Here is a 26,685-nt window from a genome sequence, read left to right as displayed (position 1 = left end):
ACCGGCAGGGATGCCGGTTTAGCCGCCCCGCGCCATGGATGGCGCGTGGCGGCGGCCCCCCAAATACCTGTCGGATTACGGGCACACCGAGCCTAGGCGAGGTGCCGAGTGTTGGGGCAAGAGCGTTTTGGTTACTTTGCCGCTTTTGCAAAGTGACCCGCCGTAAGGGCGGAACCCTAAGTCGCCGTTACCCAAATAATGGATATGTACTCCCCCCAAACAAACCTATCCCGACAAAAACACTAGGACTTTGTACCTACGTAATATTTTGGCGTAAACTGCCGGCAAGCCTGTGAGGAGTTTCCATGACTGCCATAACCATTACCGACGCCGCCCACGATTACCTGGCTGACCTGCTGTCCAAGCAGAACACCCCAGGTATCGGCATCCGCGTCTTTATTACCCAACCCGGCACCCAATACGCCGAGACTTGCATCGCCTACTGCAAGCCTGGGGAAGAGAAACCTGAAGACACCGCCCTGGGGCTGAAAAGCTTCACCGCCTACATCGATGCCTTCAGCGAAGCCTTCCTCGACGACGCCGTGGTCGACTACGCCACCGACCGCATGGGCGGCCAGTTGACCATCAAGGCGCCCAACGCCAAGGTGCCGAATGTCAACGCCGACAGCCCGGTGAACGAGCGCATCAACTACTACCTGCAGACCGAAATCAACCCAGGCCTTGCCAGCCACGGCGGCCAGGTCAGCCTGATCGACGTGGTTGATGACGGCATTGCGGTATTGAAGTTCGGCGGCGGCTGCCAAGGCTGCGGCCAAGCGGACGTGACCCTGCGCGAAGGCATTGAGCGCACCTTGCTGGAGCGCATTCCAGAGCTCAAGGGCGTGCGTGACGTGACCGACCACACGCAGAAAGAAAACGCCTACTACTGAGTAAGGTGTTCGCTGCGAACAAAAAAACGGCGCCCCGTGAGCGCCGTTTTTTTATGTCCCGTTTCAGGGGCGGTACAGATGGGCATGGCCTGCGCGGTACAGCGACGACTCACTGAAGCTGTCACTCGCCAACACCCGGCCCACCACAATCAGTGCCGTGCGCCGAAAGCCCTTGGCCGACACCTTCTGGGCAATATCACTCAAGGTGCCCACCGCCCAATCCTGATCCGGCCACGTCGCCCGGTGCACCACGGCAATCGGGCAGTCCGCGCCGTAGTGCGGCAGCAGTTCAGCGACAATCTTCTCCAAGTGATTGACCCCCAGGTGAATCGCCATGGTGGTGCCATGCCGGGCCAGGCTGTCGAAATCCTCGCCGGCGGGCATGCGGGTCTTGTCGGCGTAGCGGGTCAGGATCACGCTCTGGGCGATGTCAGGCAGGGTCAGCTCGGTTTCCAGCAAGGCGGCGCAGGCAGCCACGGCGGTGACGCCGGGAATGATCTGGAACGGAATGCCCAGCTCCCGCAGGTGGCGGATCTGCTCGCCAATGGCGCCATACAGGCTCGGGTCCCCAGAATGGACGCGCGCTACATCCTGGCCCTTCGCGTGGGCCGTCTTGATCAGATCGATGATTTGTTCCAGGTGCAATTCGGCACTGTTGGCCAGCGTTTCTGCCGAGTGGCCTTCCAAAACCGCCGCAGGCACCAACGAGCCGGCATAGATGATAACCGGGCAGCTGCGGATCAACCGTTGGCCTTTGACGGTGATCAATTCCGGGTCGCCGGGGCCTGCGCCGATGAAGTAGACGGTCATGGTGATTCCTGTTGAAAAACGGGCGAGCATGAATGTTGCTCATGATCGAGGTCGGCGATTATCGGGATTTTAGCCGGTGCACGCTAATGCAAAGGTAGCCTGGGTGGTTTTTTTACGGGTGATCAACAGCCGGGCAGGGCAGCCGGCGAGATGTTCAGCGAGGGCCAGCGCGGCGCTTTCGGCGATGCCGTAACAGCCGGTATGGGCAAAAGCGATGTCGGATTTGTGGCTCAGGCGGTGTTCAAACTCCGCCAGTTGTTCAGCGCTGAAAAACTGCAGTGGCAGGTTCAGCACCTCGGCCAATGCCGCTAGTCCTGGTTCATGTTGCTTGCGGTCAATACTGGCGAGCGCAGCAATGCAGTGGCGCTCGATACCGCCCTCGGCGAGGGCAGAATCGAACAACGCCAACAAGGTGTGAAGATCACAACCCCGTTGGCAACCCAGGCCAACCACCAAAGTCATGCCGAGTATTGGTCGTCACGGTTGCGGCGGAACAGCCACGCGCTGATCAGGCCCAAGGCCAGCCAGAAGGCGACATTGGTCAACTGCGAAGCGATCTTGAACTGCGCTTCCAGGGCTTGCGGAGCGAGCATCGAATGCACTTCCGGTTGCGGCGCGCCGATGACGTGGGGGACCGCCAGGATCGCCACGCCCAACACTTTCAGCAGCCAGTTGCGACCAAACACGATCAAAGCGATGCCGGCAGCAGTAGACGCCGCAGTGCCGATCCACCAGGTCTGGCGCAGCGCAAGGTCGGCGGCGGCAGTGCCCGGCAGCTCAGGCGGCAGGCCCATCGTCGGTGCCAGCACGAAGGTTGCGTAGCCGGCCAAGCCCCACAGCAAGCCTTGGGCGGTGCGGGTTGGCGCACGCAGCGTGTAGAGACCGGCCAGCATCAGCGCAAAACCGACCGCGACCACCAGGTTGCCGCCCGTGGTGGACAGCACGCGCTGCCAGCCATCTTCCGGCTCCCAGGCTTCAGCGTCATGGGTGTGGGCGGCAGCGCCTTCGGCGTGTTCGTGGGCCATTTCGGTGGCGGCCGGGGCTTTTTCGAAGGTTTCCGCCTGCAGAATCAGCGGGGCGACCCAAAAGCTTTGCAGCAGGGTCAGCAGCAGGGCGGCCAGCAGGCCGGTGAAGCCTGCGGTTTGCGCGATACGCTTGATCATGTCGGCAGGTCTCAGTGGCACGGGAACGCGGCGCTGTGGCGGGTATCGTGGGCCGCGTTGTGCACGGCCTCAATGTGCGAGAAACCGGCGAAATACACGAGGCACGCGCCGAGGATCGACGCGCCGATGGCGGCGGTCAGGCGTTGGCTCAGGGTCGAGGTGCTGCTGGCGGAGTGCGAGGTGCTGCTGATGATCGACATGGCGCGTCCCTTTCAGGTGTCAGGGTGAAACGAGCGCATGAAAACCCCGCGAGCCGGGCACGCAGGGTTTGAACAGCGCCCGCCCACCGCGGGTTTGTTATCTGATTTTTTCGGGCCGGTCTCCGGGCTTGCGAGGGGCATTGCGCCTATTAAGCATCGCCTTCCCATGCCGTAGGCACAGTGGATCTGACGCTTCGCTCGCTTACCGTTGCGGGGGCAGCACCGGACTGGTCATATCGCTATGACGCACCGGTTTCCCGTTTCACCCTGTGAAGGGCACCCGAAACAAGATGTGTAGGAGAGCATGGGGGTGGGAGGGGAGTCAATTGGGTTGTGCTTTTGGGTGGGGGCGTATCCGTTACCGCAGAAACGGATATGTACCCAACCCCATCATTGACCATCCCCCAAGCACTGCGTAGCCTTGCACCCTCGAGGTTCTTCGGCCCCAGGCCGAAGCTAAGAAGGGAACGCGGTCCAAGCCGCGGCTGCCCCCGCAACTGTAAAGGGTTCAGCTGACTGCCACGCCACTGCCAAACCGGCGGGAAGGCGCAGCCAGCGCCGGTCGCAAGACCCGCACGCCCCAAGCCAGGAGACCTGCCTCGCAACCGATTTTCTACTTCAACCGGGCGGGGTGATCCGGTGACGAAATCCGCTGCTGCGCACCGTCGCAGGGCCTATCGTCCCGTATGCCCGCCCCCAAGGGCATCCGATGAAAACACTGGCCAAACTCCCCGTCACCATCGTCACCGGCTTCCTCGGCTCGGGCAAGACCACCTTGCTGCGCCACATGCTCGACAACGCCCAGGGCCGCCGCATTGCGGTGATCGTCAACGAATTCGGCGAACTGGGTATCGACGGTGAAATCCTCAAGCAGTGTTCCATCGGCTGCACCGAAGAAGAAGCCAACGGCCGCGTCTACGAGCTGGCGAACGGCTGCCTGTGCTGCACCGTGCAGGAAGAGTTCTTCCCAGTGATGCGCGAATTGGTGGCCCGTCGCGGTGACCTCGATCACATTCTCATCGAAACCTCCGGCCTGGCCCTGCCAAAACCGCTGGTTCAAGCCTTCCAGTGGCCGGAAATCCGCAGCGCCTGCACCGTGGACGCCGTGATCACCGTGGTCGACAGCCCGGCTGTAGCCGCCGGCACCTTTGCTGCGTTCCCGGACCAAGTGGATGCCCAGCGCAAGCTCGACCCGAACCTGGACCACGAATCACCCCTGCACGAGCTGTTCGCCGACCAACTGGCCAGCGCCGACCTCGTTATCCTGAACAAATCCGACCTGATCAGCCCTGAAGACCTGGCCCGCGTGCGCCTGGAAGTCGCCGAAGAACTGCCGCCAGCGGTGAAGATCATCGAAGCCAGCAGCGGCCGCTTGCCCCTGGATGTATTGATCGGCTTGGGTGCGGGCTCCGAAGAGCACATCGACGGTCGCCACAGCCATCACGATCATCATCACGAAGGTGAAGACGATCACGATCACGATGCCTTCGATTCCATCTCCATCGACCTGCCGCAAGCCGATGAAGCGCTGCTGCTCGACGCCCTGACCCAGTTGGTGGTGCAACACGGCATCCTGCGCGTCAAAGGCTTCGCCGCGATCCCGAACAAGCCGATGCGCCTGCTGATCCAGGGCGTGGGTACGCGTTTCGACAAGCACTTCGACCGTGCCTGGAGCGCTGACGAAGCGCGCATCACGCGTCTGGTGCTGATCGGTCAGGACCTCGACGCCGCCGGTCTCGAAGCGCAACTGCGCGCTGCCCTCAGCGTTTAACCCATGCATCTGCTCAGGACCCAGCCCGGTGGTTTCGTCTCGGACGACAATATTGCCGACCTTGGACAAACCCCCGCTGACCTGGTGATCCTGTGCAGCGGCGATTCCAGCCTGGCGCTGCTGGCCGAAGCGGCGCAGCAGTTGCCGGACGACTATCCCAGCTTTCGCCTGGCCAACCCGATGCAGGTGCAGAACCATGCCTCGGTGGACCTGTATGTCGATGAGGTACTGCGCCACGCCAAGGTCATCCTGATTTCGTTGCATGGCGGCATCGGCTACTGGCGTTACGGCATCGAGCGGTTGGTGGAACTGGCGGAGCGCGGTGTGCAGCTGATCCTGGTGCCAGGGGATGATCGCCCGGACCCGGAACTCAGTGGCCTGAGCACCGTCGGCGCCGAAGCGCGTGATCGCCTCTGGCACTTCCTGCGCCAGGGCGGTCTGGGCAATGCTATGGATTTTTATCGCTGCCTGGCCAGCGCCTACCTGGGCCGTGACTACGCCTGGGCCGAGCCGCAAACCCTGCCGCGCACGGCGATTTATCATCCGCGCCACGCCAACGCCCGGCTGAATGATTGGCAGGCGGATTGGAATACCGAGTTTCCGGTGGCGGCGGTGCTGTTCTACCGCTCGCATTTGCAGGCGGCGAATACCGGTTTTATTGATGTGTTCTGCCAGCGTTTGCAGGCCGCGGGCCTCAACCCGTTGCCGATGGCGGTTGCCAGTTTGAAAGAGCCCGGCTGCCTGGCGGTGGTCGAGGACCTGCTGGACGAGGTGGGCGCTGCGGTGATCCTCAATACCACCGGTTTCGCCCAATCCAGTCCGGAAGCACCGCATTTGCGCCCGTTTCGCCGCAATATCCCGGTGATACAGGCCATTTGTGCCCAGGACAACCAGCCCGGCTGGGAAGCCAGCGAGCAAGGCCTCGGCCCCCGCGACCTGGCGATGCACATTGCTTTGCCGGAGTTGGACGGGCGCATCATCAGCCGGCCGATCAGCTTCAAGGATTTGGCGTGGCGTAGCGAGCGCAGTCAGTCGGACGTGGTGTGCTATCGCGCAGCGCCCGAGCGCATGGATTTTGTCGCTGAATTGGCGCGCCGCTGGGTCGAACTGGCGCGAGTGCCGAATGCCGACAAACGCATCGCGCTGATCCTCACCAACTACCCGACCCGCGATGGGCGTATCGGCAATGGTGTTGGCCTGGATACGCCGGCAGCGGCGCTGAATATCCTGCGCGCCTTGCACGCTGAGGGTTATCCGGTGCCGGATGCGCTGCCGGAAAGCGGCACTGCGCTGATCCACGATTTGCTCGGCGGTGTCACCAACGACCTCGACAGCCTCGATCTACGGCCCTGCCATCAAAGCCTGGGCATGGATGACTACGAAGCGATGTTCAGTCGCTTGCCCGAGGCCAATCGCCAGGCCGTGCTGGAGCGCTGGGGCACGCCCCATAACGACACGATGTTCCGTGACGGCCGCCTGATGATTGCTGGTTTGCGCCTGGGCCTGACGTTCGTTGGTATCCAGCCAGCGCGGGGTTATCAGGTGGACGCGAGCGCCGTCTACCACGACCCGGACCTGGTGCCGCCCCACGGCTACCTGGCGTTCTATTTCTGGCTGCGCCACACCTACGGTGCCCATGGTGTGATCCACGTGGGCAAGCACGGCAACCTTGAATGGTTGCCGGGCAAGGGCGTCGGCCTGTCGGAACACTGCTGGCCTGATGCGCTGCTGGGGCCGTTGCCGAATATCTACCCCTTTATCGTCAACGATCCGGGCGAGGGCGCCCAGGCCAAGCGGCGCACTCAGGCGGTGATCATCGATCACCTGATGCCGCCGCTGACCCGTGCCGAAACCTACGGCCCGTTGCGTAACCTTGAGCTGTTGGCCGACGAATATTACGAAGCGCAACTGCTCGATCCGCGACGCGCCCTGGAGTTGCAGAAAGACATCCTCAAGCTGGTGCGCGAAACCCGCATCGACCAGGAACTTGAGCTGGGGAGCGACGCCGACGCTGCCGTGTGGCTGCCGCGCCTGGACACTTACCTATGCGACTTGAAAGAGTCGCAGATCCGCGATGGCTTGCACATCTTTGGTGAGTCGCCCACAGGGCGCTTGCGTATCGACACCTTGCTGGCCTTGCTGCGCATCCCGCGTGGCGATGGCCGTGGCCCGCAATCAAGCCTGCTGCGCGTGTTGGCCAAGGCCTTTGAGTTGGGCTTTGATCCGCTGGACTGTGCTTTGGCCGAGCCTTGGACCGGGCGTCGACCGCTGGTGTTGCAGAAGATCGATCCGCAGTTGTGGCGCACCGCTGGCGATACCCGCGAACGCCTGGAGCTTTACGCGGCGCGATTGATCGAGCAAGCATTGGAAGGGCCGCTTGAACAGCTGGAAGAACCCGGTTGGGAGGACGTGAAGGCCGTTATCGAAAGCCTGCGCGTGGTGGTTGCGCCGCGTCTGGATGCTTGTGGCCCTGCGGAAATGCGTGGGTTGCTGGATGCCCTTAGCGGCCGTTTTGTGCCGGCAGGCCCGAGTGGCGCACCGAGTCGCGGGCGTTTGGATGTGCTGCCGACGGGGCGTAATTTCTTCACCGTCGACGTGCGCAACCTACCGACCACCACGGCCTGGCGCATCGGCTTCCAGTCCGCCAACCTGATTCTTGAGCGGCATTTGCAGGACCACGGCGACCACCTGCGCCAGCTGGGCCTGTCGGTATGGGGCACCGCCACCATGCGCACCGGCGGCGACGATATCGCCCAAGCCATGGCCCTGATGGGCGTGCGCCCGGTGTGGGCGACCGGCAGCCAGCGGGTGGATGATTTCGAGATCCTGCCGATCAGCCTGTTGGACCGCCCGCGCGTTGACGTGACCTTGCGGGTGTCGGGCTTTTTCCGCGATGCGTTCGCCAACCTGATCCGCCTGTTCGACGCCGCGGTGCAGGCCGTGGCGGCGCTGGATGAGCCGGATGATATGAACCCGCTGGCGGCCAAGGTGCGCAGTGAGCGTGAGGCGCTGCTCCAGTCTGGCCTGGACGCAGAAGCGGCGGCGAAACAGGCCGGTTGGCGCATCTTCGGCGCCAAGCCCGGTGCCTACGGCGCGGGCGTGCAGGGCGCGGTGGACGGTCGTCTGTGGCAAAGCCGGGAAGACCTGGCCGAGGTTTACCTGAACTGGGGCGGCTATGCCTATGGCGGTTCCGACGAAGGCACCGCCGCCCGCGCGCAATTTGCCCAGCGTTTGAGCCAGGTGCAGGCGGTGTTGCAGAACCAGGACAACCGCGAGCACGACTTGCTCGACTCCAACGATTACTACCAATTCCAGGGCGGCATGCTCGCTACCGTGGAAACGCTCAGTGGCGACAAGGCTGCCAGCTATCATGGCGACCACAGCCAGCCCGACCTGCCGAAGATCCGTACCCTGAAGGAAGAGCTGAACCGGGTGATCCGTTCCCGTGCTGCCAACCCTAAGTGGATCGAGGGCGTGAAGCGCCATGGCTATAAAGGTGCCTTCGAGATGGCGGCGACCGTGGACAACCTGTTCGCCTTTGACGCCACCACGGCGCTGATTGACGATCACCAATACGCCCTGTTGGCCGACGCTTACTTGCTCGACCCCGACACCCGCGCCTTTGTGCAGCAACACAACCCTGATGCGCTGCGGGATATGACCGAGCGCATGCTTGAAGCGCAACAGCGTGGCATGTGGCAGGAGCCGGGGGCGTACCGCGAAGCGTTGGAAAACCTGTTGCTCGATATAGAAGAAGACAGCTGATGACCGATATTCCCCATTTCCCGCTGTCCGCCGTAGTGGGCGCCGATGACTTGAAGCTGGCGCTGTGCCTGACCGCCATCGACCCGAAGATCGGCGGTGTGTTGATCGAGGGCCCGCGCGGCATGGCCAAGTCGACCTTGGCGCGTGGTTTGGCGGACCTGCTGGCCAGCGGTCAGTTCGTGACCTTGCCCCTGGGCGCGACTGAAGAGCGCCTTGTCGGCACGTTGGACCTGGACGCTGCATTGGGCGAGGGCCGTGCGCAGTTTTCTCCCGGCGTATTGGCGAAGGCGGATGGCGGCGTGTTGTACGTCGATGAAGTCAATCTGCTGCCCGATCACCTGGTGGACCTGCTGCTGGACGTGGCCGCCAGCGGCACCAACCTTATCGAACGCGACGGTATTTCCCATCGCCATTCGGCGCGCTTCGTGTTGATCGGCACCATGAACCCGGAGGAGGGAGAGTTGCGCCCGCAACTGCTCGACCGTTTCGGCTTCAACGTGGCGTTGAGCGGGCAGACCTTGCCGACCGAGCGCGGGCAGATCATTCGCCGTCGCCTGGATTTCGACAGCGACCCCGCGGCGTTCTGCGCGCAGTGGGAAGCGTCGCAGTCGGCCTTGCGCGAACGCTGCACCCAGGCACGGGCGCGGCTCGACACGATTGCGCTGGATGATGACGCGCTGGCTCAGATCACCGAGCGGTGCTTTGCCGCGGGCGTCGATGGTTTGCGTGCGGACCTTGTCTGGTTGCGGGGTGCCAGGGCCCATGCGGCTTGGCGGGGCGCCAGCGCGATTGCCGACGAAGATATCGACGCGGTTGCCGAGTTTGCCTTGCGCCACCGCCGTCAGGAGCAGGCACCGTCGGCCAGTCCTCCGAACGAAGGGCAGTCGCCCAAACCCTCCGATACTTCGCCCGGCCAAGGCCAATGGGGCGACATGCCCGCTCCGGCCCTGCCCACGGGGGCGCGCCGGGATGTACCTACCTGGCCAAAAAAGCCCTAGGCATTCGCCCCCGACCTGGCGTGGGGGCGGATGCCCGCCCCAAGGCAGGGCGACTGGACAGCGGCAGGCACGGCAAGGCGCGCAGCGCGAAACAAGGCTCGATCAATTGGCCGGGCACCTTGCTCGGTGGTCGGCCCCAGTCCCGCGAAGACTTGCTGTTTCACCTGCGCAGCCGTTCGGCTCATGAGCTGTGGCTGGTGATTGTGGATGCCTCGGCGTCCACCCGACGGCACAGCGCGCTCACCGATGCCAAGGGTTTGTTGGCGCAACTGTTTGATGATGCTTACCGCCAACGGGCGCGGATGGCGTTGTTGACTGCCAGCGGGCACTCGCCCAAATGGCAGGTCCAGGGATTGAAGGCGGCGAAGGGCTTGGCGGGTTGGCTGGATCAATTGGGCGCGGGCGGTGGTACGCCGTTGCTTGCGGCGTTGACCGAGGCCGGGGCGTGGCTGGCGCAGCGGCGCAAGCGGTATCCGGCTGAACAACAGCGGCTGCTGGTGATTACGGATGGGCGACTCAAGAATATCGACGGGTTGCCGTTGCTGGCGTGTCCTGGTGTGCTGGTGGATATCGAGCGTGGGCCGATCCGGTTGGGTCGGTCACGGGCGCTGGCGGTGGGGCTGCAACTAAATTACCGGCATATCGACGATTAGGTGTTGCCGGGCACGTTCGGCCACAAGTCGGCCACCAGAAACAACCGCTCGGCTTCCTCCCAATCCTCGTCCACTTGAACCATGCGCACCAACAACTGCGCCGGCGCCATCGGATCCAGCTCCGCCAGCCAGCCGCGCATCTGTTCTTCACTCCAGACGTGATCCGCCGTGTAATGCGCTGGCGCCAACCACGCATGCCGGGGCAGGGGTTGCCAACGGCCGGGTTGGCTGCGGCTGACAAACGCTTGCCAATCGCGCTGATGCAACCAACGCCCACGCAAATGGTGCGGATGTGCGCCAGTGGGGGCTTGGGCCTCGCCAGGCCAGGGATACAGCAGATAACCGCCGAGCCACAAATGCGCATCGAACTGATGGATATCCAACGCCGCCAACGCCTCGCGACTTTCCGCCCGCGCTGAAATGGGCAGTTGGTGCTGGGCCAGATGCGCCAGTTTTCGGTCCAGCCGGTCATGGCAGCCAGGTCCCAACCACTGCGCGGTATCCTGGCCATTGCCGTCCTGCGGCCCAAGATAGAGTTTGATCGCCAGTTCCAGGTGATGCACGCCGTCGCGGTCACGCAGCAGCATGTCCAGCTCGCCCAGGGTATGTCCGGCACGCCGGATTGGCAGGTTGGCCGCCAGCAACTCAACCCCCGGCGCATTGTGCACGGCGAACTGCCACAAGCGTTCGTAATACAGGCCCAGGCGCCGGGTGCGCGACTGGCTCAACCACTGCTGCAAGATGCTGCTGTCTTGGTCGAGTTGGCGCAACCACTGCTCCAGTAAATGCGGGGCCTGCACCCAATCGCTGCCGGCCAGCGGATGGCGTTGCGGCCAAGGTGTCTGCGCCAGCATCGGCGGGGCGAGCATCACCCACGCCAGGTCGCGCACTTCGGGGTGGCGCAGCTGGCGGGGCAGGTTGTGCAGATCCGGGAACACAGTCATGGTCCGAGCATAGCCGTTTACAAGGGGCATGGGTGGCTGAGAACCATTGTCATCAAGGCGTCATGGCGACAAAGGATTTTGCCTGGGACGGCCTTTCGCCCATAATCCTTCTTTTTGCCACACCCCATATCCCGCAGGAGCCCCATGGAGCAATTTCGCAATATCGGCATTATCGGTCGCCTGGGCAGTACCCAGGTGTTGGACACCGTCCGCCGGCTGAAAAAATTCCTGCTGGAACGCCACCTGCATGTGATCCTCGAAGACACCATCGCTGAAATCCTCCCCGGCCACGGCCTGCAGACCTCGTCACGCAAGATGCTCGGCGAAGTCTGTGACATGGTGATTGTGGTCGGCGGCGACGGCAGCCTGTTGGGGGCCGCCCGTGCCTTGGCGCGGCATAACGTGCCGGTGCTGGGGATCAACCGGGGCAGCCTGGGTTTCCTGACCGATATCCGCCCGGACGAGCTGGAAGTCGAAGTGGCCAAGGTGCTCGACGGCCATTACCTGGTGGAAAACCGCTTCCTGCTGCAAGCCGAAGTGCGGCGCCACGGCGAGGCCATCGGCCAGGGCGATGCCTTGAATGACGTGGTGCTGCACCCCGGCAAGTCCACGCGGATGATCGAGTTCGAACTCTATATAGACGGCCAGTTCGTGTGCAGCCAGAAGGCCGACGGCCTGATCGTGGCCACGCCCACCGGCTCCACCGCCTACGCTTTGTCGGCGGGTGGCCCGATCATGCATCCCAAGCTGGATGCCATTGTGATCGTGCCGATGTACCCCCATATGTTGTCGAGCAGGCCGATTGTGGTCGACGGCAACAGTGAGCTGAAAATCGTGGTGTCCAAAGACATGCAGATCTACCCGCAGGTGTCGTGTGACGGGCAGAACCATTTCACCTGCGCCCCCGGTGACACCATCACCGTGAGCAAGAAGGCACAGAAGTTGCGGTTGATCCACCCGCTGGACCACAACTACTACGAAGTGTGCCGTACCAAGCTGGGCTGGGGCAGCCGCTTGGGGGGTGGAGGCGACTGATGCTCGATCCCGCGCGTAGCTACGACCTGATTGGTGACGTGCACGGTTGCGCCCACACCCTTGAGCATTTGCTCGATCGGTTGGGCTACCACAAGCAGGGCGGCACCTGGCGCCATCCGTCGCGCATGGCGGTGTTCCTCGGCGATATCATCGACCGGGGGCCGCGTATCCGCGAGGCGCTGCACATCGTCCACGACATGGCCGAGGCCGGCCAGGCGCTGTGCATCATGGGCAACCATGAATTCAACGCTCTGGGTTGGACCACACCGGCGCCGCCGGGCAGTGGCAAGCAGTTCGTGCGCGAGCACAACCCACGGCATGCGCGGTTGATCCACGAGACCCTGACCCAATTCGAACACCACCCGGCCGACTGGCACGACTTCCTCGGCTGGTTCTACGACATGCCGCTGTTTGTCGATGCCGGGCGCTTTCGCGTGGTGCATGCGTGCTGGGATGACGGCTTTATCGATCCGCTGCGCGCAACCTTCCCGGATGGCTGCATCGACCAGCATTTCCTGCAGGCCGCCGCTGTGCCGGGCAGTTTTGCCTGCAACGCCTTCGACAGGCTGCTGCGCGGCACCGACATGCGCCTGCCGGATGGCCTTACGCTGACCGGCGGTGATGGCCTGACGCGCTCGTTCTTTCGCACCAAGTTCTGGGAAGACGACCCCAAGACCTACGGCGACATTGTGTTCCAGCCCGACGCGTTGCCGGAACCGGTGGCGCGCACGCCGTTGTCGTCCATCGAAAAGAATTCCCTGCTGCGCTACGGCGTCGACGAACCCTTGTTGTTCGTCGGTCACTACTGGCGCAGCGGCAAACCGGCGCCGATCCGCGAGAACCTGGCTTGCCTGGACTACAGCGCGGTGCTGTACGGCAAGCTGGTCGCCTATCGCCTGGACCAGGAAACCCGCCTCGACCCGCGCAAGTTCGTCTGGGTCGATGTCGAGCGGCCGGAGGTGCTCACATGAGCCCCTGCGCGCTGCACATGCACTTTTGAGGAACCTCCATGGATGATTCGACGTTCGACCAACTGGAGGCAGCGCTGGCCGCGGCCCCCGGTAACGTCGCGCTGCTGACCGTGCTGCTGGGCGCCAGTGTTGAGCGCGGCGAGTACGCACGCGGGCTGAAGCTGTTGCCCGACGACCTTGAGCAATGGCTTGACGCGCCCGCCTTGAAGTTCGCGGCGGCGCAGTTGTTGCTGGCCGACGGTCAAGCGCAAAGGGCGCTGCCGTTGATCAAAGGCGAAGACCCGGCCTCGCGCCTGCTCAAGGCCCGTGCCCTGGCGGCATTGGAGCGTCTCAAGGAAGCCCAGGTGGAATACCGCGCAGCGGTGGACGCCAATCCAGCCCTGGAAGACATGGCGCTGTGGCGCCGCTTGAACGTGTCGGTGGTGGATTTCCCTGGCGCCGAGGGTCGTCCGCGCCTGCGCGTGATCTCCAATGACGACACTGACCAGAGTGAAGTCGTGCGCCTGCTGGTGCCGGAAAACGAAACCCTGACCTTCGATGATATCGGCGGCCTGGATGAGCTGAAAAAGACCATCCATAAAAAGATCATCCTGCCGTACCAGAAACCGGGCCTGTTCCAACGCTTTCGCAAGAAAGTCGGCGGCGGCGTGCTGCTGTACGGTCCACCGGGTTGCGGCAAGACGATGCTGGCCCGCGCCACGGCGGGGGAGTGCAAGGCGACGTTTTTCAACGTGGCGATTTCCGATGTGCTGGACATGTACATCGGCGAATCCGAGCGCAAGTTGCACGCGTTGTTCGAACAGGCGCGGGCCCAGGCGCCGGCGGTGATGTTTTTCGACGAGGTCGAGGCGCTGGGTGGCAAACGTGCCAATACCCGCGAGTCGACATCGTCCAAGCTGGTGAGCCAGTTCCTTTCCGAAATGGACGGTTTCACCAACGACAACCACGGCGTGCTGATCCTGGCCGCGACCAACGTGCCGTGGTCGGTGGACTCGGCGTTCCGTCGCCCTGGCCGCTTTGACCGCGTGCTGTTTGTACCGCCACCGGATCGCCCGGCGCGGGAAGCCATGCTCAAGGCGATGATGAAAGGCCGGCCAATGGCGGACGACATCGACTTCGCCTTCCTGGCCAAGAACACCTCGGGCTTCTCCGGTGCCGACCTCAGCGAGTTGGTGGAAACCGCTGCTGATGAGGCGATTGAAGCCTCCATCGAGAGCGGTGCCGAGCAATCGATTTGCGACCGGCATTTCAAGCAAGCCTTGAAAGAGGTGCGCGCCACCACCCTGGAATGGCTGACCACCGCGCGCAATTACGCGCGCTATGCCAACGAAGGCAACCAGTACGACGAAGTGCTGGCCTTCCTCGACAAGCACGGGAAGGGTCGCTGATGGCGCAGTACGGAGGTTATCGCATTGAGGATGAGCCGCGTCCCGGCGCCTTGGCCAAGTGGGCGGTCTCGCCGTTCTGGCCGCTGCTCGGCCTGATGCTCGGCGGCGCGTGGCTGGGCCTGCCGTGGTTTGTGTTCAACTCCATTGCCGTCGGCAGCCCGACGCGGGTGCGCGAATGGGTGCTGGCGGGCGTGGCGCTGCTGGGCAGCATCGTGATCGGTTTTGCCTTGTTGCAGCTGGTGGGTGCGGGTTATCTGCAGACGCAGGCGCAGATCCAGTACGCCTTGCTGGTGCTGGTGGTGTGGAAACTCACCCTGGGCTACCTGTTGTACATGCAGCAAAGCGCGACCATCGAAATTTACCAGTACTACGGCGGCGAGTTGAGCCGCTTTGGTTTTCCCTTGGCGTTGATTGGTGGCTTCGTGCTTAAAGGCATGGTCGTCAAATGGCTGCCGTACACCTTGTGGTACCTGGTGGTGAGCTGATGAATACTGACTATCTGCTGCAACTGGCCTACCAGCGCCTGCAGGCCGACCACAACGACGGCGCAATCGATGCCCTGCGCCAACTGCTGGCCAGCGACCCGGATTCCGCCGAGGCCCACGCCTTGCTGGCGATCTGCCTGATGAACATGCGCCGCGTGCATGCCGCCAAGCGCGAAGTGCAGCTTGCCCTGACTGCCGATGCGCAACTGCCGCTGTCCCACTATGCCGCCGCGCAGGTAGCGATTGCCCTGCGCAAGTTCACGTTGGCCCAGGAACACGTGACCCAGTTGTTGGACATGGAACCGCTGAACCCGGCGTACTACCGTTGCCAGGCCGAGTTGTACCAACTTACCGGCCGCTTGGCGCAGAGCCGCGAGCCGTTGCAGAAAGCCCTGGAGCTGGGTCCGGACGATCCGGCTAACCTGGTGGCCATGGCGCAATTTCACCGCGACAGCAGCCAGTGGGACCAGGCGTATCAATTCGCGCGCCAGGCGCTGCAAGCCGATCCTGCGAATGCGGCGGCCGTGGTGGTGCTCGGCCATCTGTTGCTGCGTAAAGGGGACATCAACGGTGCTCGCGATCACGCGATCTGGGCCCTGCAACAAAACGCCACCAACGTCGCAGCGCTGCATCTGCTCACGGCCGTCAAGGCCCGCAGCAATGTGTTCCTCGGCACTTGGTGGCGCTTCAACAGCTGGATGAACGAGCGCAGCGCGACCCGCGCCATCATTCTGCTGCTGTGCATGTTTGTGGTCTACCGTGTCGTGGTGATCACGTTGACCGACCAGGGCTACCCGCAAGTGGCCGAAATGCTCAATTGGTTGTGGCTGGCGTTTGCCGCCTACACCTTCACGGCGCCGCAGATATTTCGGCGCCTGCTGGACAAGGAGCTTGTGCAGGTCAAGCTCTCCAAGGAATTCTGACGGGCCAGAGGCCACGTCACCCATGTACTCGCTGAACCTCAGAGGTTGTTCACATGTCGTCTTTTGCTGAAATGATCGAAAACATCACCCCGGACATCTACGAGAGCCTCAAGCTCGCCGTAGAGATCGGCAAGTGGTCCGATGGCCGCAAACTCTCCGCCGAACAGCGCGAGCTGTCGTTGCAGGCCATGATCGCCTGGGAAATCCAGAACCTGCCGGAAGAGCAGCGCACCGGCTACATGGGCCCGCAGGAATGTGCGTCCAAGTCGGCGCCCGTACCGAATATCCTGTTCAAGTCGGATGCGATCCATTGATTGAAATTGGTCGCGGTGCAGTCAGCAAAATGTCGGCGCAACTCGGTGAGCCGACCGTTCAATACGCGTTTCGCCTGGGCGATGTCGAGGTGCCGGTCAACCCGTTGATCGGTACCCACGTACGCCTGGAATACCTGGGTGCCATCCATTGCAGCCATTGCGGCCGCAAGACCAAGACCAGCTTCAGCCAGGGTTACTGCTACCCGTGCATGACCAAGCTGGCCCAGTGTGACCTGTGCATCATGAGCCCCGAACGTTGCCATTACGACGCCGGCACTTGCCGCGATCCGGGCTGGGGCGAAAAATTCTGCATGACCGACCACGTGGTGTACCTGGCGAATTCGTCGGGGATCAAGGTCGGCATCACCCGCGCCACCCAGTTGCCGACACGCTGGCTGGACCAGGGCGCGAGCCAGGCGCTGCCGATCATGCGCGTGGCGACTCGCCAGCAGTCCGGTTTTGTCGAAGACCTGTTCCGCAGCCAGGTCGCCGACAAGACCAACTGGCGCGCGCTGCTCAAGGGCGACGCCCAAACCGTCGACCTCAAGCAGGTGCGCGATGAGCTGTTCGCTTCCTGCGCCGAAGGCTTGCTCGGTTTGCAGGAACGCTTTGGCCTGCAGGCCATCCAAGCGGTAACCGACATTGAACCGATCGAAATCCGCTACCCGGTCGAGCAGTATCCGGCCAAGATCGTCAGCTTCAACCTGGACAAGAACCCGATTGCCGAAGGCACGCTGCTGGGGATCAAAGGCCAATACCTGATCTTCGACACCGGCGTTATCAACATTCGTAAGTACACGGCCTACCAGCTCGCCGTGCATCAGTAGAAGGATGCCACCCATGCGCACCGAACAACCGAAGATGATCTACCTGAAGGACTATCAGGCGCCGGACTACCTGATCGAAGAGACGCACCTGACCTTCGAGTTGTTCGAGGACCACAGCCTGGTCCACGCGCAACTGGTGATGCGCCGCAACCCTGAGCGCGGCGCCGGTTTGCCGCCATTGGTGCTGGACGGCCAGCAGTTGGAGCTGTTGAGTGTCAACCTGGCCGATCAGGAACTGACGGCCGATGATTACCAACTGACCGACAGCCACCTGACGGTACAGCCGAAGAGTGCGACCTTTACCCTGGACACCACGGTAAAAATCCACCCGGAAACCAACACCGCCCTGGAAGGCCTGTACAAGTCCGGCAGCATGTTCTGCACCCAGTGCGAGGCCGAAGGTTTCCGCAAGATCACTTACTACCTCGACCGCCCGGACGTGATGAGCATCTTCACCACCACGGTGATCGCCGAGCAACACCGCTACCCGATCCTGCTGTCCAACGGCAACCCGATTGCCAGCGGCCCCGGTGAAGATGGCCGCCACTGGGCGACATGGGAAGACCCGTTCAAGAAACCGGCGTACCTGTTTGCCCTGGTGGCGGGTGATTTGTGGTGTGTCGAAGACACCTTCACCACCATGACCAGCCGCGAAGTCGCGCTGCGCATCTACGTCGAGCCGGAAAACATCGACAAGTGCCAGCACGCCATGACCAGCCTGAAAAAATCCATGCGCTGGGACGAAGAAACCTACGGCCGCGAGTACGACCTCGACATCTTCATGATCGTGGCGGTAAACGACTTCAACATGGGCGCGATGGAAAACAAGGGCCTGAACATCTTCAACTCCAGTGCCGTGCTGGCCCGCGCCGAAACCGCCACCGACGCCGCGCACCAGCGGGTCGAGGCGATCGTCGCCCACGAATACTTTCACAACTGGTCGGGCAACCGCGTGACTTGCCGCGACTGGTTCCAGCTGTCGCTCAAGGAAGGCTTCACCGTTTACCGTGACTCGCAGTTCTCTGCCGACATGAACTCGGCCACCGTCAAGCGCATCCAGGACGTGGCTTACCTGCGTACCCACCAGTTCGCCGAAGATGCCGGCCCGATGGCCCACGCGGTGCGTCCGGACAGCTTTATCGAAATCTCCAACTTCTACACCCTGACTGTGTACGAAAAGGGCTCGGAAGTTGTGGGCATGATCCGCACCTTGCTCGGTGCCGAAGGCTTCCGCAAAGGCAGTGACCTGTACTTCGAGCGCCATGACGGCCAGGCCGTGACCTGTGATGATTTCATCAAGGCTATGGAAGACGCCAACGGCGCCGACCTGACCCAGTTCAAGCGCTGGTACAGCCAGGCCGGTACGCCGCGCCTGGCGGTGAGCGAGTCCTATGACGCCACGGCAAAAACCTACAGCCTGACCTTCCGCCAGAGCTGCCCGGAAACCCCGGACAAAGTGGAAAAACTGCCGTTCGTGATCCCGGTAGAACTGGGCTTGCTGGACGGGCAGGGCGCCGGTATCGCCCTGCGCCTGGCCGGGGAAGCGGTGGCTGGCGCGACATCCCGCGTGATTTCGGTGACCGAGGCCGAGCAGACCTTCACCTTCGTTGATATCCATGAGCAGCCATTGCCTTCGCTGCTGCGCGGTTTCTCGGCGCCGGTGAAGCTGAGTTTCCCGTACAACCGCGATCAACTGATGTTCCTGATGCAGCACGACAGCGATGGTTTCAACCGCTGGGATGCCGGCCAGCAGTTGTCGGTGCAGGTGTTGCAGGAACTGATCGCTCAGCATCAGCAGGGCCAGGCGTTGCACATGGATCAGCGTTTGATCACCGCGCTGCGCAGCGTGTTGAGCGACGAGAGCCTGGATCAAGCCATGGTTGCAGAGATGCTGTCGTTGCCGGGTGAAGCCTACCTGACCGAAATCAGCGAAGTAGCGGATGTGGATGCGATCCACGCCGCCCGTGAGTTTGCGCGCAAGCAACTGGCGGACAACCTGCACGAAGCGTTGTGGCTGCGTTACCAGGCCAATCGCGAGCTGTCCAAGCAAACGCCTTATGTGGCAGCGGCCGAGCACTTTGCCCGCCGTGCATTGCAGAATATTGCGTTGTCGTACCTGATGCTCAGTGGCAAACCGGAGGTGTTGGCGGCGACTCTCGAACAGTTCGACACCGCCGACAACATGACCGAGCGCCTGACCGCATTGGCTGTGCTGGTGAATTCGCCGTTCGTAGCGGAGAAGGCCCAGGCCCTGGCGGTGTTTGCCGAGAACTTCAAGGACAACCCGCTGGTCATGGACCAGTGGTTCAGCGTACAGGCCGGAAGCACCTTGCCGGGTGGGCTGGAGCGCGTGAAGGCATTGATGGAACATCCGGCGTTCACGTTGAAAAACCCGAACAAGGTGCGTGCATTGATTGGCGCGTTTGCCGGGCAGAACCTGATCAACTTCCACGCGGCGGACGGTTCGGGCTATCGCTTCCTGGCAGACCTGGTGATCGAGTTGAATGGCTTCAACCCGCAGATCGCGTCGCGCCAGTTGGCGCCGTTGACCCGCTGGCGCAAATACGACAGCGCGCGCCAGGCGCTGATGAAGGCGGAGCTGGAGCGCATTCGGGCGTCGGGTGAGCTGTCGAGCGATGTGTTTGAGGTGGTCAGCAAGAGCCTGGCTTAAGCGGGATCGCTGAATAAAAAAACGGCCTGTTCGACAGGCCGTTTTTTTTCGCCTCAGATAACGGGTGGGCGAGGAGTGTCCAGGCCGTGATCGATGGGGAAACGCTCGGCGATGATGCCGTGCGGTACACCTAGAGGTATAGCGCTGGCGTTGTCGAGACGGCTGACTTGCTCGGCCGACAGTTGCACAGTCAGCGCGCCCAAGGTGCTGTCCAGTTGGGCGCGAGTGCGTGAACCCAGGATCGGGATCAGTGCGGTGGTGGAGCGGCGCGCCTTTTCTCGCAGCCAGGCGATGGCAACGTGGGTCGGGGAGGCTTCCACTTCGGCGGCGACTGCCAGCAGGTTATCCAACACAGCGGTTTCGCGAGCACTGTGTTCGGCGTGCACCAGGATCCCGAGTTTGTTGGCGCGGTTGTCGTCCTGGGTGTTGCGGTACTTGCCGGTGAGGAAGCCGCCGCCGAGGGGCGACCACAGGGTGGCGGCCAGGCCCAGCGCTTCGGCCATCGGCAGCAGTTCGCGGTCGGCAGTGCGCTCGACCAGGCTGTATTCCACCTGGATGCCGATGATTGGCGCGAAGTTGCGCACTTCGGCCAGCAGGTCGGCGCGGGCAATGCGCCAGGCCGGGAAGTTGGAAAGGCCGGCGTAGTGGATCTTGCCAGCACGGACGAGGTCATCGAGGCCGCGCAGGATCTCTTCGATGGGCGTGACGTTGTCGCTCATGTGCGCCCAGAGCAGGTCGATGCGGTCGGTGTTCAGGCGCTTGAGGCTTTCTTCCACCGAGCGAACCAGATTCTTGCGGTTATTGCCGAGCCTGATCGTGCCTTCATCGGACGGTTGGCTGCGCAGCGTGTATTTGCTGGCGACCACCAGGTTGTCGCGCTCGGAGGCGATGAATTCCCCCAGCAGTTTTTCCGACTGGCCGAACTGGTAGCCGTTGGCGGTATCCAGGAAATTACCACCGGCTTCAAGGTAACCGTCGAAAATCTGCTTGGACTCATCACGCTCGGCACCATGGCCCCAGCCCGTGCCGAAATTGGCAGTGCCCAACGCCAGTTCAGATACCTGCAGACCGCTGCGGCGGCCAAAGACTTTATTGCGCATACAAGGACTCCTGAGGCAGTGATTTTCTTACATGTTTAGCAACATGTATTTAATATGATCGCTATAATTTATTCGGTCAAGGGCCTTTTTCACTGCTGACGTTTTCTGGCAGGGGGCTCTGCTAAGCTGCGGCACTTTTGTTTTTTGGCGGGGCTTTCCGTGTCGCGTACCACTCGTCTACTGACTTTGCTCCAGGTTTTGCGCGGTAAGAAACGCCCGGTGACGGCTGCCGTGCTGGCGGCGCAGTTGGAGGTTTCCGAGCGCACGCTTTACCGTGATATCGCGGAATTGACGGCGCTGGGAGCGCCGATTTTCGGCGAGGCGGGGGTAGGGTATGTGTTGCGCAGCGGGTTGTTTCTGCCGCCATTGATGCTGAACGCCGAGGAAACCGAGGCCATCGTGCTTGGCTTGCGCTACGTGGATCAGCGTGGCGATGAGGTGCTTAGCCGCGCCGCCGCCAACGCCTTGGCAAAGATCGCCGATGTGCTCGACCCCGCCGCCCAGGAAGCCTTGCGCAACCCGACGGTGTTGCCCGGCCCGCCCGGGTTCGGTTACCCGGAGAACCGTGTGCCGCTGAATGTGTTTCGCGAGGCCATCCGCAACCAGGCCAAGTTGCATATCGATTACGCGGACGCCAGCCAAACCCAGAGCCAGCGCCGGATCTGGCCCCTGGCCCTGGGTTTCCTGAATGAAGTGCGGGTGATTGTGGCCTGGTGTGAGTTGCGCGGCGCGTATCGCACCTTTCGTACCGACCGCGTGGCGAGCGCGCAAGCCCATGGCGAGCGTTATCCGGGGCGGCGCAGTGACTGGCTGCGCGGCTGGCGCAAGCTGATGGAGCAGAATGAGTCCGGGCCGTTTACTCCTGACAAAAACTGACACAACCCTGGCTTAGCATGGCATGACAAATCATCAAGAAAGGAGCTGTGCCATGTCTATTCCTGAGTTGGCACCGGCCATCGTGGCCTACCTCGAAGCCGCCAATGCCCGTGACACCTCGGCGGTCGCCCGCTGTTTTGCCGATGACGCCAATGTGTTCGACGAGGGGCAGCATCAAGTTGGCACTGCTGCCATCGCGCGCTGGATGGAAGACACCGCGCGCCGTTACCAGCCAAGGGTCGAAGTGCTCAAGGTGCAACACCGTACGGGCAAGGTATTGGTTAGCAACGTGGTATCCGGCAATTTTCCCGGCAGCCCCTTGGAGCTGCGCTACACCTTTCGCTTGAACGAACAGGGCAAGATTTCGCGGCTGGATATTTCCCTGTAGGTCATACTGGCGGGCATGACTTTCGACTCGCCCCTTGCGGCCTACCAACACGCCATCGCTCAACAGGGCTTCGTGGCCGACGACGCCCAGAGCCGTGCGGTGGACGCCCTGCAAACCTGCCATGAAGCCTTGCACCAAGGCCGTACGCCGATCACAGGCGTTTACCTGTGGGGGCCGGTGGGCCGTGGCAAGACCTGGCTGATGGATCAGTTCTACCAAAGCCTGCGGGTGCCGGCGCGTCGTCAGCATTTTCACCACTTCATGGGCTGGGTGCATCAACGCCTGTTTCACCTGACCGGCACGCAGGATCCTTTGCAGGCGCTTGCTCGGGAATTGAGCCGGGAAGTGCGGGTGCTGTGCTTTGACGAACTGTTCGTCAATGACATCGGTGACGCGATTATCCTGGGGCGCCTGTTTCAGGTGATGTTCGAGGAAGGCGTGGTGATGGTCTGCACCTCCAACCAACCGCCCGACCAGCTGTATGCCGATGGTTTTAACCGCGAGCGGTTCTTGCCGGGAATTGCGGCCATACAACAGCACCTGCAGGTGGTCGCGGTGGATGGGGGAGAGGATCACCGGTTGCATCCGGGGGTGGGCCTTCAACGCTATTGGGTCAATCAGCCCGAGGCGCTGGCCAGCGTGTTCACGCAATTGGCCGAAGGCCAGCCGACCTGCAGTGGGCCGGTTGCTGTGGGGCATCGCTCCATCGTTGCGGTGCAATCGAGCGACACTGTGCTGTGGTGCCGTTATGCCGATCTGTGCGAGCAACCCTTGGCCGCCATGGATTTCATGCTGATCTGCGATCGTTTCAAGGCGATCCTGCTGGGCGAAGTGCCAAACCTTAGCGCGCAAAAACGACCTGGTCGGATCGCCCGTGGTACCGAAGATGGTGCGCAGCGAGTGGTCGCAGGTGATCGCGAATTGCCCGAGCTGTCGGTGCACGATGACAGCGTGCGGCGGTTTATCGCCTTGGTGGACGAGTGCTACGACCGTAAAGTGCCGCTGTACATTGAGGCGCAGGTACCGCTCGAACAGCTCTATACCGAGGGTTACCTGGAGTTTCCCTTCCGTCGTACCTTGAGCCGCCTGCAAGAAATGCAATTGCAGCGTTTTGCCTGAGGCCTGTGCGAAGAAACCTGCGGAGCGGGCAGTGCCGACCTTTTTAGGGCGATAACCTTGGCGTTTTCAAACGTCTATTTGTAGTTTATCTCCTTCAGTTAACGGCGCTTCCACGCTTACAATCATGCCTCTCAAAGGGAGCCGAATCCCTTGTTGCCGTTATCGAGGAAGGAAATGGACACCCCTGACATCCTGGTGCTGCAAGCCAGCTACACCAATGCCGTGCATGCCGAAGCCATCGCTTTGGTGCTCAACCATTACGCCGAGGACCCCATGGGGGGAGGGCACAGCCTGGACCCGGATTTGCTGGCGCAGTTGCCGGCAGAATTGGCCAAGCGTGCGCACGCGTTCAGCGTATTGGCATTTGTGAACGGAGAGCCGGCCGGGCTGGTGAATTGTTTTGAAGGGTTCTCGACCTTCGCCTGCCGCCCATTGGTCAACGTGCATGACGTGGTGGTGATGGATCAATTTCGTGGCTTGGGCTTGAGTCAGAAAATGCTGCAAAAGGTCGAGGAAATCGCCCGTCAACGCGGCTGCTGCAAGATCACCCTGGAAGTGCTCGAGGGTAATGAAGTGGCGAAGTCGGCTTATCGCAAGTTTGGGTTTGATGGCGCCAAGTTTGATCCGGCTTATGGTGCGATGTTGTTTTGGAATAAGCCTTTATAAACTATTGGGTTTAACCAGAAATAAAAAAAGGCGCCACTGAGTGGCGCCAAATTAACCCTTGTCAACGGAGCGGAATGACAAAGGTGTTAACGTTGCCTTAACTTTTTGGTTGCGCTGTATCATTCGCGTTTGGCTGCTTTACATCGCTGGAGGCTGTTTGTTCGGCTGTGCCGTTCGCCTTGTCCTGCATGAACTTGAAGTTGGCATAAAACTCTTTGGAGCGCTCTGCGCCGCCCTCGGCGAAGGCGGCAGCGGAGGTCAGGGTCATCAGGCCAGCAAGCATCAGAGTTGAGAGTTTCATCGTCGGTAGTCCCATAAGTGTGATCGGTGTCTGTTCTCTTAGATCAGACTCGTGGGGCCGATTATGTGCAGGGTCGATTAAGCGAAGCTTAACTGGACAGCCTCCAACCTTAACGATTTCGTTAAGGTTGGAGTGCGCGCGGAAAGTATTTTAAAGCTTCCAATCCAGTGCAAGCGTTACAGTACGCGGGTCGCCCCAATAAACGCCGTTATAAAAGCCGACGCGCTCGTAATATTTTTTATCAAATAGATTGTTGACGTTGATAGACGCCGAAACCTGCTCGTCAAACTGGTAGCGCGACATCAGGTTGACCACGGTGTAGGCCTGTTGCGTGATTTTCGCGCGTTCGGTCACCAGCCTGTTAGCGATGCGTTGCCCTGTAGGCCGGTTGCTGAATTCGTAGATATCGCTCTGCCAGTTGACCGCGCCGCCCACCGTCAGGTTGCGCCATGCTCCTGGCAACCGGTAGGCGCTGGAAACCTTCACCAGGTTGAGCGGCTGCCCGGTGTTGTTGCGCTTGTCCGTGCCATTCACCGAGTGGGTGTAGGTGTAGCCTGCCGTCAGGTTCCAGTCCGGCATTACTTCGCCGGCAACCTCCAGTTCAAAGCCGTTGACCTTGTTCCCCTTGCCGCCGGACTTGTAGTACTCCTCACCGGTGGTTGGGTTGGGTGGCACCGAATAATCCCGTTCGGCAACGTTGTCCTGCTTGCTCCAGAAATACGCGGCCGCGACGTTTAGGCGCTCATTCAACAGACTCCCCTTGAGCCCGACCTCATAGTTGCTACCTACCACCGGTTCCAGGTATTTGTTGCTGACGTCCTTGAGGCTCTGCGGCTTGAAAATGTCGGTGTAGCTCGCGTAAACGGTGTATTCCGGAGTGATGTCGTAAAGCAAGCCGGCATAGGGCGTCCACATATCGTTGTGGGTCTGGCGGGTCTTGTTGGCCCTGAGTAGCTGATCATTGCTATCGTATTCGGGCGCCGCGCTTTCCAGTTCCCAGCTGCCATAGCGGCTGCCGAGTACCGCATGCAGGCGGTCGGTGAGGCTCAGGCGCGTAGCCAGGTAGCCGGCTTTCTGTTGCTTGCTGCTGTGCTCGCCCTTGAGGCCGGTGACGGTGTCGCCGAACTTGCCGATCCCGCCCATGTATTTCCAGTCTTCGATCGTGTAGTAGCCGTCAGGAATGTTGCTGCGCATCACCGGGGACACGTCGCGTTGTGTCGCCTCTCCATACCCCATCATCAGTGCATGTTCGCGGCCCAACAGGGCGTAGCTGCCGGCGAGGTTGAGGTCGACCGCTTCCATTCTCGAGGTGCCTCGCATGTGGCTGGCCCAGGCGGTCATGCCGCTGCGGTCGTCATTGGGGAAACCCGCGCCGCCGTAGTACACCTTGCCATCCGTGTCGCTTTGGCGATGGGTATAGGCGGCTTTCAAATGCCAGTCACCGCCGAGCCGATGATCGAGGGTGGCGAAGGTGGTCTTGTCCGTGAGTGGCCAGGAACTCCAGTGCGCCGCCATGTTGGTGGAGCGAGACAGCCCGGCCTTGCCACCCTGGCTGTTCCAGTAGGGGACGGTGCCCCAGGAGGTGCCTTGGACCTGCTTGTTCTGGTAATCAAAGCCTACGGCCAAGACCGTATCGTCTGAGAGGTCGCCTTCAAGGATGCCGTAGCCGACCGCCCGTTGTAGCCCGTAGTTGTCGCGGAACGATTGGGCGTCGCGGTAGGCCAGTACTGTCCGCCCGCGCAGCTTGCCGTCAAATGCCAACGGGCCGCCCACGTCCACGTAGCTGTAGTAGTTGTCATAGCTGCCGGCCTTGACCCCGGTTTGCGCCTGCCATTGGGCCGTCGGGCGTTTGCGCACCATATTGACCGTGGCGGAAGGGTCTCCGGCGCCGGTGGTCAAGCCCGTGGCGCCCCGCACCACTTCGATGTGGTCATAGATGATGGTGTCGGAATCGGACTTCATGTAGCCAAACGTGTTGAGCATCCCGTCAATCTGGAAGTTGCTGATGCCATAGCCGCGCGATGAATAGGACACACGGTCCGAGTCATTGTGCTGGACGTTGACCCCCGTGGTCTGGCGCAACACCTCGGTCAAGGTATTGAGATTGAAATCATCCATCTGCTGGCGCGTGATCACCGAGATCGATTGCGGGGTTTCCTTGACGGACAGGTTGAGGCGGGTGGCGGTACTCATCGAACCAGTGGTGTAGGCCCCGGTGTGTTCGGTGGTGGCGCCCAGGCCTTCGGCAGTGATGCGGGTGGCGTCCAGCTCCAGGGCTTTGTTTTCGGGGTCGGTTTCAGCCAACAGAGCAGGGCTGGTGGCCACACTGAAGAGGCCGAGGGTGAGGGTCATGGAACGGGTGAAAGGCGCGAACATCGCGGAAGACTCCTTGTCGTCTTTGCGGCCTTTCCGGTCGGGAAAGGCCAT

At 61.8% G+C, this 26,685-nt stretch carries 25 protein-coding genes and 2 riboswitches; of the genes, 17 read left to right on the top strand and 8 right to left on the bottom strand.

The genetic code is table 11. The annotated features are described in order from the left end of the window. Window positions 1-305 precede the first annotated feature (305 nt). Window positions 306-890, top strand: coding sequence for a Fe-S biogenesis protein NfuA (nfuA, locus tag ACP7EW_RS30390; protein WP_003190728.1), 585 nt, complete (start codon window positions 306-308; stop codon window positions 888-890). A gap of 63 nt (window positions 891-953) precedes the next feature. On the opposite strand, the gene cobM is transcribed toward nfuA, so the two are convergent. The 4 genes from cobM to ACP7EW_RS30370 all read right to left on the bottom strand — a co-directional run bounded on the left by cobM (window position 954) and on the right by ACP7EW_RS30370 (window position 3,063). Beyond that, the gene (gene cobM, locus ACP7EW_RS30385; protein ID WP_426221755.1) at window positions 954-1,700 is read right to left on the bottom strand and encodes a precorrin-4 C(11)-methyltransferase; all 747 of its coding nucleotides are present in this window, start codon (window positions 1,698-1,700) and stop codon (window positions 954-956) included. A gap of 69 nt (window positions 1,701-1,769) precedes the next feature. Further along, window positions 1,770-2,162, bottom strand: coding sequence for a cobalamin biosynthesis protein (locus ACP7EW_RS30380; RefSeq protein ID WP_426221754.1), 393 nt, complete (start codon window positions 2,160-2,162; stop codon window positions 1,770-1,772). After that, window positions 2,159-2,863, bottom strand: a complete 705-nt coding sequence (locus ACP7EW_RS30375) for a CbtA family protein (RefSeq protein WP_061436499.1) — start codon at window positions 2,861-2,863, stop codon at window positions 2,159-2,161. Before ACP7EW_RS30375 ends, ACP7EW_RS30380 begins: the two co-directional genes overlap by 4 nt. 11 nt (window positions 2,864-2,874) lie before the next feature. Then, window positions 2,875-3,063 carry a CbtB domain-containing protein gene (locus ACP7EW_RS30370; protein ID WP_012723860.1) on the bottom strand — a complete coding sequence of 63 codons (189 nt, stop codon included), beginning with the start codon at window positions 3,061-3,063 and terminating at the stop codon, window positions 2,875-2,877. A 96-nt stretch (window positions 3,064-3,159) separates the two neighbouring features. Next, window positions 3,160-3,362: riboswitch (cobalamin riboswitch) on the bottom strand. A 116-nt stretch (window positions 3,363-3,478) separates the two neighbouring features. Next, window positions 3,479-3,679, top strand: a riboswitch (cobalamin riboswitch). Between the two features lie 93 nt (window positions 3,680-3,772). Here ACP7EW_RS30370 and cobW point away from each other — a divergent pair. Genes cobW through ACP7EW_RS30350 form a run of 4 tightly spaced genes read left to right on the top strand, consistent with a single transcriptional unit; the run spans window position 3,773 to window position 10,250 of the window. Further along, window positions 3,773-4,834: a cobalamin biosynthesis protein CobW gene (gene cobW / locus ACP7EW_RS30365; RefSeq protein ID WP_038851265.1), complete on the top strand. Its 1,062-nt coding sequence runs from the start codon at window positions 3,773-3,775 to the stop codon at window positions 4,832-4,834. 3 nt (window positions 4,835-4,837) lie between these two features. Next, on the top strand, window positions 4,838-8,599 hold the full coding sequence (cobN, locus tag ACP7EW_RS30360; RefSeq protein ID WP_426221753.1) for a cobaltochelatase subunit CobN: 3,762 nt from the start codon (window positions 4,838-4,840) through the stop codon (window positions 8,597-8,599). Then, complete coding sequence (locus tag ACP7EW_RS30355; protein WP_426221752.1) at window positions 8,599-9,597, top strand: ATP-binding protein; 999 nt, start codon at window positions 8,599-8,601, stop codon at window positions 9,595-9,597. The genes cobN and ACP7EW_RS30355 overlap by 1 nt, the downstream gene beginning before the upstream one ends. 53 nt (window positions 9,598-9,650) lie before the next feature. Next, window positions 9,651-10,250 (top strand): vWA domain-containing protein, encoded by a 600-nt coding sequence (locus ACP7EW_RS30350; protein WP_426221758.1) that lies wholly within the window; start codon window positions 9,651-9,653, stop codon window positions 10,248-10,250. Here the strand turns inward: ACP7EW_RS30350 and ACP7EW_RS30345 are convergent. Then, the gene (locus tag ACP7EW_RS30345) at window positions 10,247-11,194 is read right to left on the bottom strand and encodes a DUF1853 family protein (protein ID WP_426221757.1); all 948 of its coding nucleotides are present in this window, start codon (window positions 11,192-11,194) and stop codon (window positions 10,247-10,249) included. The two genes, ACP7EW_RS30350 and ACP7EW_RS30345, sit on opposite strands and share 4 nt — an antisense overlap. Window positions 11,195-11,338: 144 nt before the next feature. On the opposite strand from ACP7EW_RS30345, the gene ACP7EW_RS30340 reads away from it, so the two are divergent. Genes ACP7EW_RS30340 through pepN form a run of 8 tightly spaced genes read left to right on the top strand, consistent with a single transcriptional unit; the run spans window position 11,339 to window position 19,808 of the window. Beyond that, a complete protein-coding gene (locus tag ACP7EW_RS30340; RefSeq protein ID WP_003217892.1) occupies window positions 11,339-12,229 on the top strand; it encodes an NAD(+) kinase in 891 nt (296 codons plus the stop codon). Next, entirely contained in the window at window positions 12,226-13,200 is a 975-nt protein-coding gene (locus ACP7EW_RS30335; RefSeq protein WP_426221756.1) for a metallophosphoesterase, read from the top strand. Before ACP7EW_RS30340 ends, ACP7EW_RS30335 begins: the two co-directional genes overlap by 4 nt. A 38-nt stretch (window positions 13,201-13,238) precedes the next feature. Next, the gene (locus ACP7EW_RS30330) at window positions 13,239-14,588 is read left to right on the top strand and encodes an ATP-binding protein (RefSeq protein WP_426221751.1); all 1,350 of its coding nucleotides are present in this window, start codon (window positions 13,239-13,241) and stop codon (window positions 14,586-14,588) included. Next, complete coding sequence (locus tag ACP7EW_RS30325; RefSeq protein WP_033902245.1) at window positions 14,588-15,073, top strand: hypothetical protein; 486 nt, start codon at window positions 14,588-14,590, stop codon at window positions 15,071-15,073. The genes ACP7EW_RS30330 and ACP7EW_RS30325 overlap by 1 nt, the downstream gene beginning before the upstream one ends. Then, window positions 15,073-15,996, top strand: a complete 924-nt coding sequence (locus tag ACP7EW_RS30320; RefSeq protein ID WP_426221750.1) for a tetratricopeptide repeat protein — start codon at window positions 15,073-15,075, stop codon at window positions 15,994-15,996. The genes ACP7EW_RS30325 and ACP7EW_RS30320 overlap by 1 nt, the downstream gene beginning before the upstream one ends. A gap of 53 nt (window positions 15,997-16,049) precedes the next feature. After that, window positions 16,050-16,310 carry a YeaC family protein gene (locus ACP7EW_RS30315; RefSeq protein ID WP_033902243.1) on the top strand — a complete coding sequence of 87 codons (261 nt, stop codon included), beginning with the start codon at window positions 16,050-16,052 and terminating at the stop codon, window positions 16,308-16,310. After that, entirely contained in the window at window positions 16,307-17,137 is an 831-nt protein-coding gene (locus ACP7EW_RS30310) for a DUF2797 domain-containing protein (protein ID WP_426221749.1), read from the top strand. Before ACP7EW_RS30315 ends, ACP7EW_RS30310 begins: the two co-directional genes overlap by 4 nt. A 13-nt stretch (window positions 17,138-17,150) precedes the next feature. Continuing rightward, on the top strand, window positions 17,151-19,808 hold the full coding sequence (gene pepN, locus ACP7EW_RS30305; protein WP_426221748.1) for an aminopeptidase N: 2,658 nt from the start codon (window positions 17,151-17,153) through the stop codon (window positions 19,806-19,808). Between the two features lie 53 nt (window positions 19,809-19,861). Here the strand turns inward: pepN and ACP7EW_RS30300 are convergent, their stop codons facing one another. After that, window positions 19,862-20,908 (bottom strand): aldo/keto reductase, encoded by a 1,047-nt coding sequence (locus ACP7EW_RS30300; RefSeq protein WP_426221747.1) that lies wholly within the window; start codon window positions 20,906-20,908, stop codon window positions 19,862-19,864. Window positions 20,909-21,067: 159 nt separating this feature from the next. Here ACP7EW_RS30300 and ACP7EW_RS30295 point away from each other — a divergent pair, with 159 nt between their 5' ends. The 4 genes from ACP7EW_RS30295 (at window position 21,068) to ACP7EW_RS30280 (ending at window position 23,957) form a co-directional block, all read left to right on the top strand. Further along, window positions 21,068-21,784, top strand: coding sequence for a helix-turn-helix transcriptional regulator (locus ACP7EW_RS30295; protein ID WP_426221746.1), 717 nt, complete (start codon window positions 21,068-21,070; stop codon window positions 21,782-21,784). Between the two features lie 52 nt (window positions 21,785-21,836). Beyond that, a complete protein-coding gene (locus ACP7EW_RS30290) occupies window positions 21,837-22,172 on the top strand; it encodes a nuclear transport factor 2 family protein (RefSeq protein WP_033897454.1) in 336 nt (111 codons plus the stop codon). A 15-nt stretch (window positions 22,173-22,187) separates the two neighbouring features. Beyond that, the gene (gene zapE / locus ACP7EW_RS30285) at window positions 22,188-23,291 is read left to right on the top strand and encodes a cell division protein ZapE (protein ID WP_426221745.1); all 1,104 of its coding nucleotides are present in this window, start codon (window positions 22,188-22,190) and stop codon (window positions 23,289-23,291) included. Window positions 23,292-23,465: 174 nt separating this feature from the next. After that, entirely contained in the window at window positions 23,466-23,957 is a 492-nt protein-coding gene (locus ACP7EW_RS30280) for a GNAT family N-acetyltransferase (RefSeq protein ID WP_033897456.1), read from the top strand. Between the two features lie 97 nt (window positions 23,958-24,054). On the opposite strand, the gene ACP7EW_RS30275 is transcribed toward ACP7EW_RS30280, so the two are convergent. After that, window positions 24,055-24,258, bottom strand: coding sequence for a hypothetical protein (locus ACP7EW_RS30275; RefSeq protein ID WP_033897457.1), 204 nt, complete (start codon window positions 24,256-24,258; stop codon window positions 24,055-24,057). A gap of 150 nt (window positions 24,259-24,408) precedes the next feature. After that, entirely contained in the window at window positions 24,409-26,634 is a 2,226-nt protein-coding gene (locus tag ACP7EW_RS30270) for a TonB-dependent siderophore receptor (protein WP_426221744.1), read from the bottom strand. Window positions 26,635-26,685 lie beyond the last annotated feature (51 nt).

Origin of the sequence: Pseudomonas sp. DWRC2-2, assembly GCF_049897885.1 — a bacterium.
Taxonomy (GTDB): Bacteria; Pseudomonadota; Gammaproteobacteria; order Pseudomonadales; family Pseudomonadaceae; genus Aquipseudomonas; species Aquipseudomonas azotoformans_A.
Note: the sequence above shows the minus strand (reverse complement) of the source record. Positions and strands in the feature narration are given on the sequence as shown.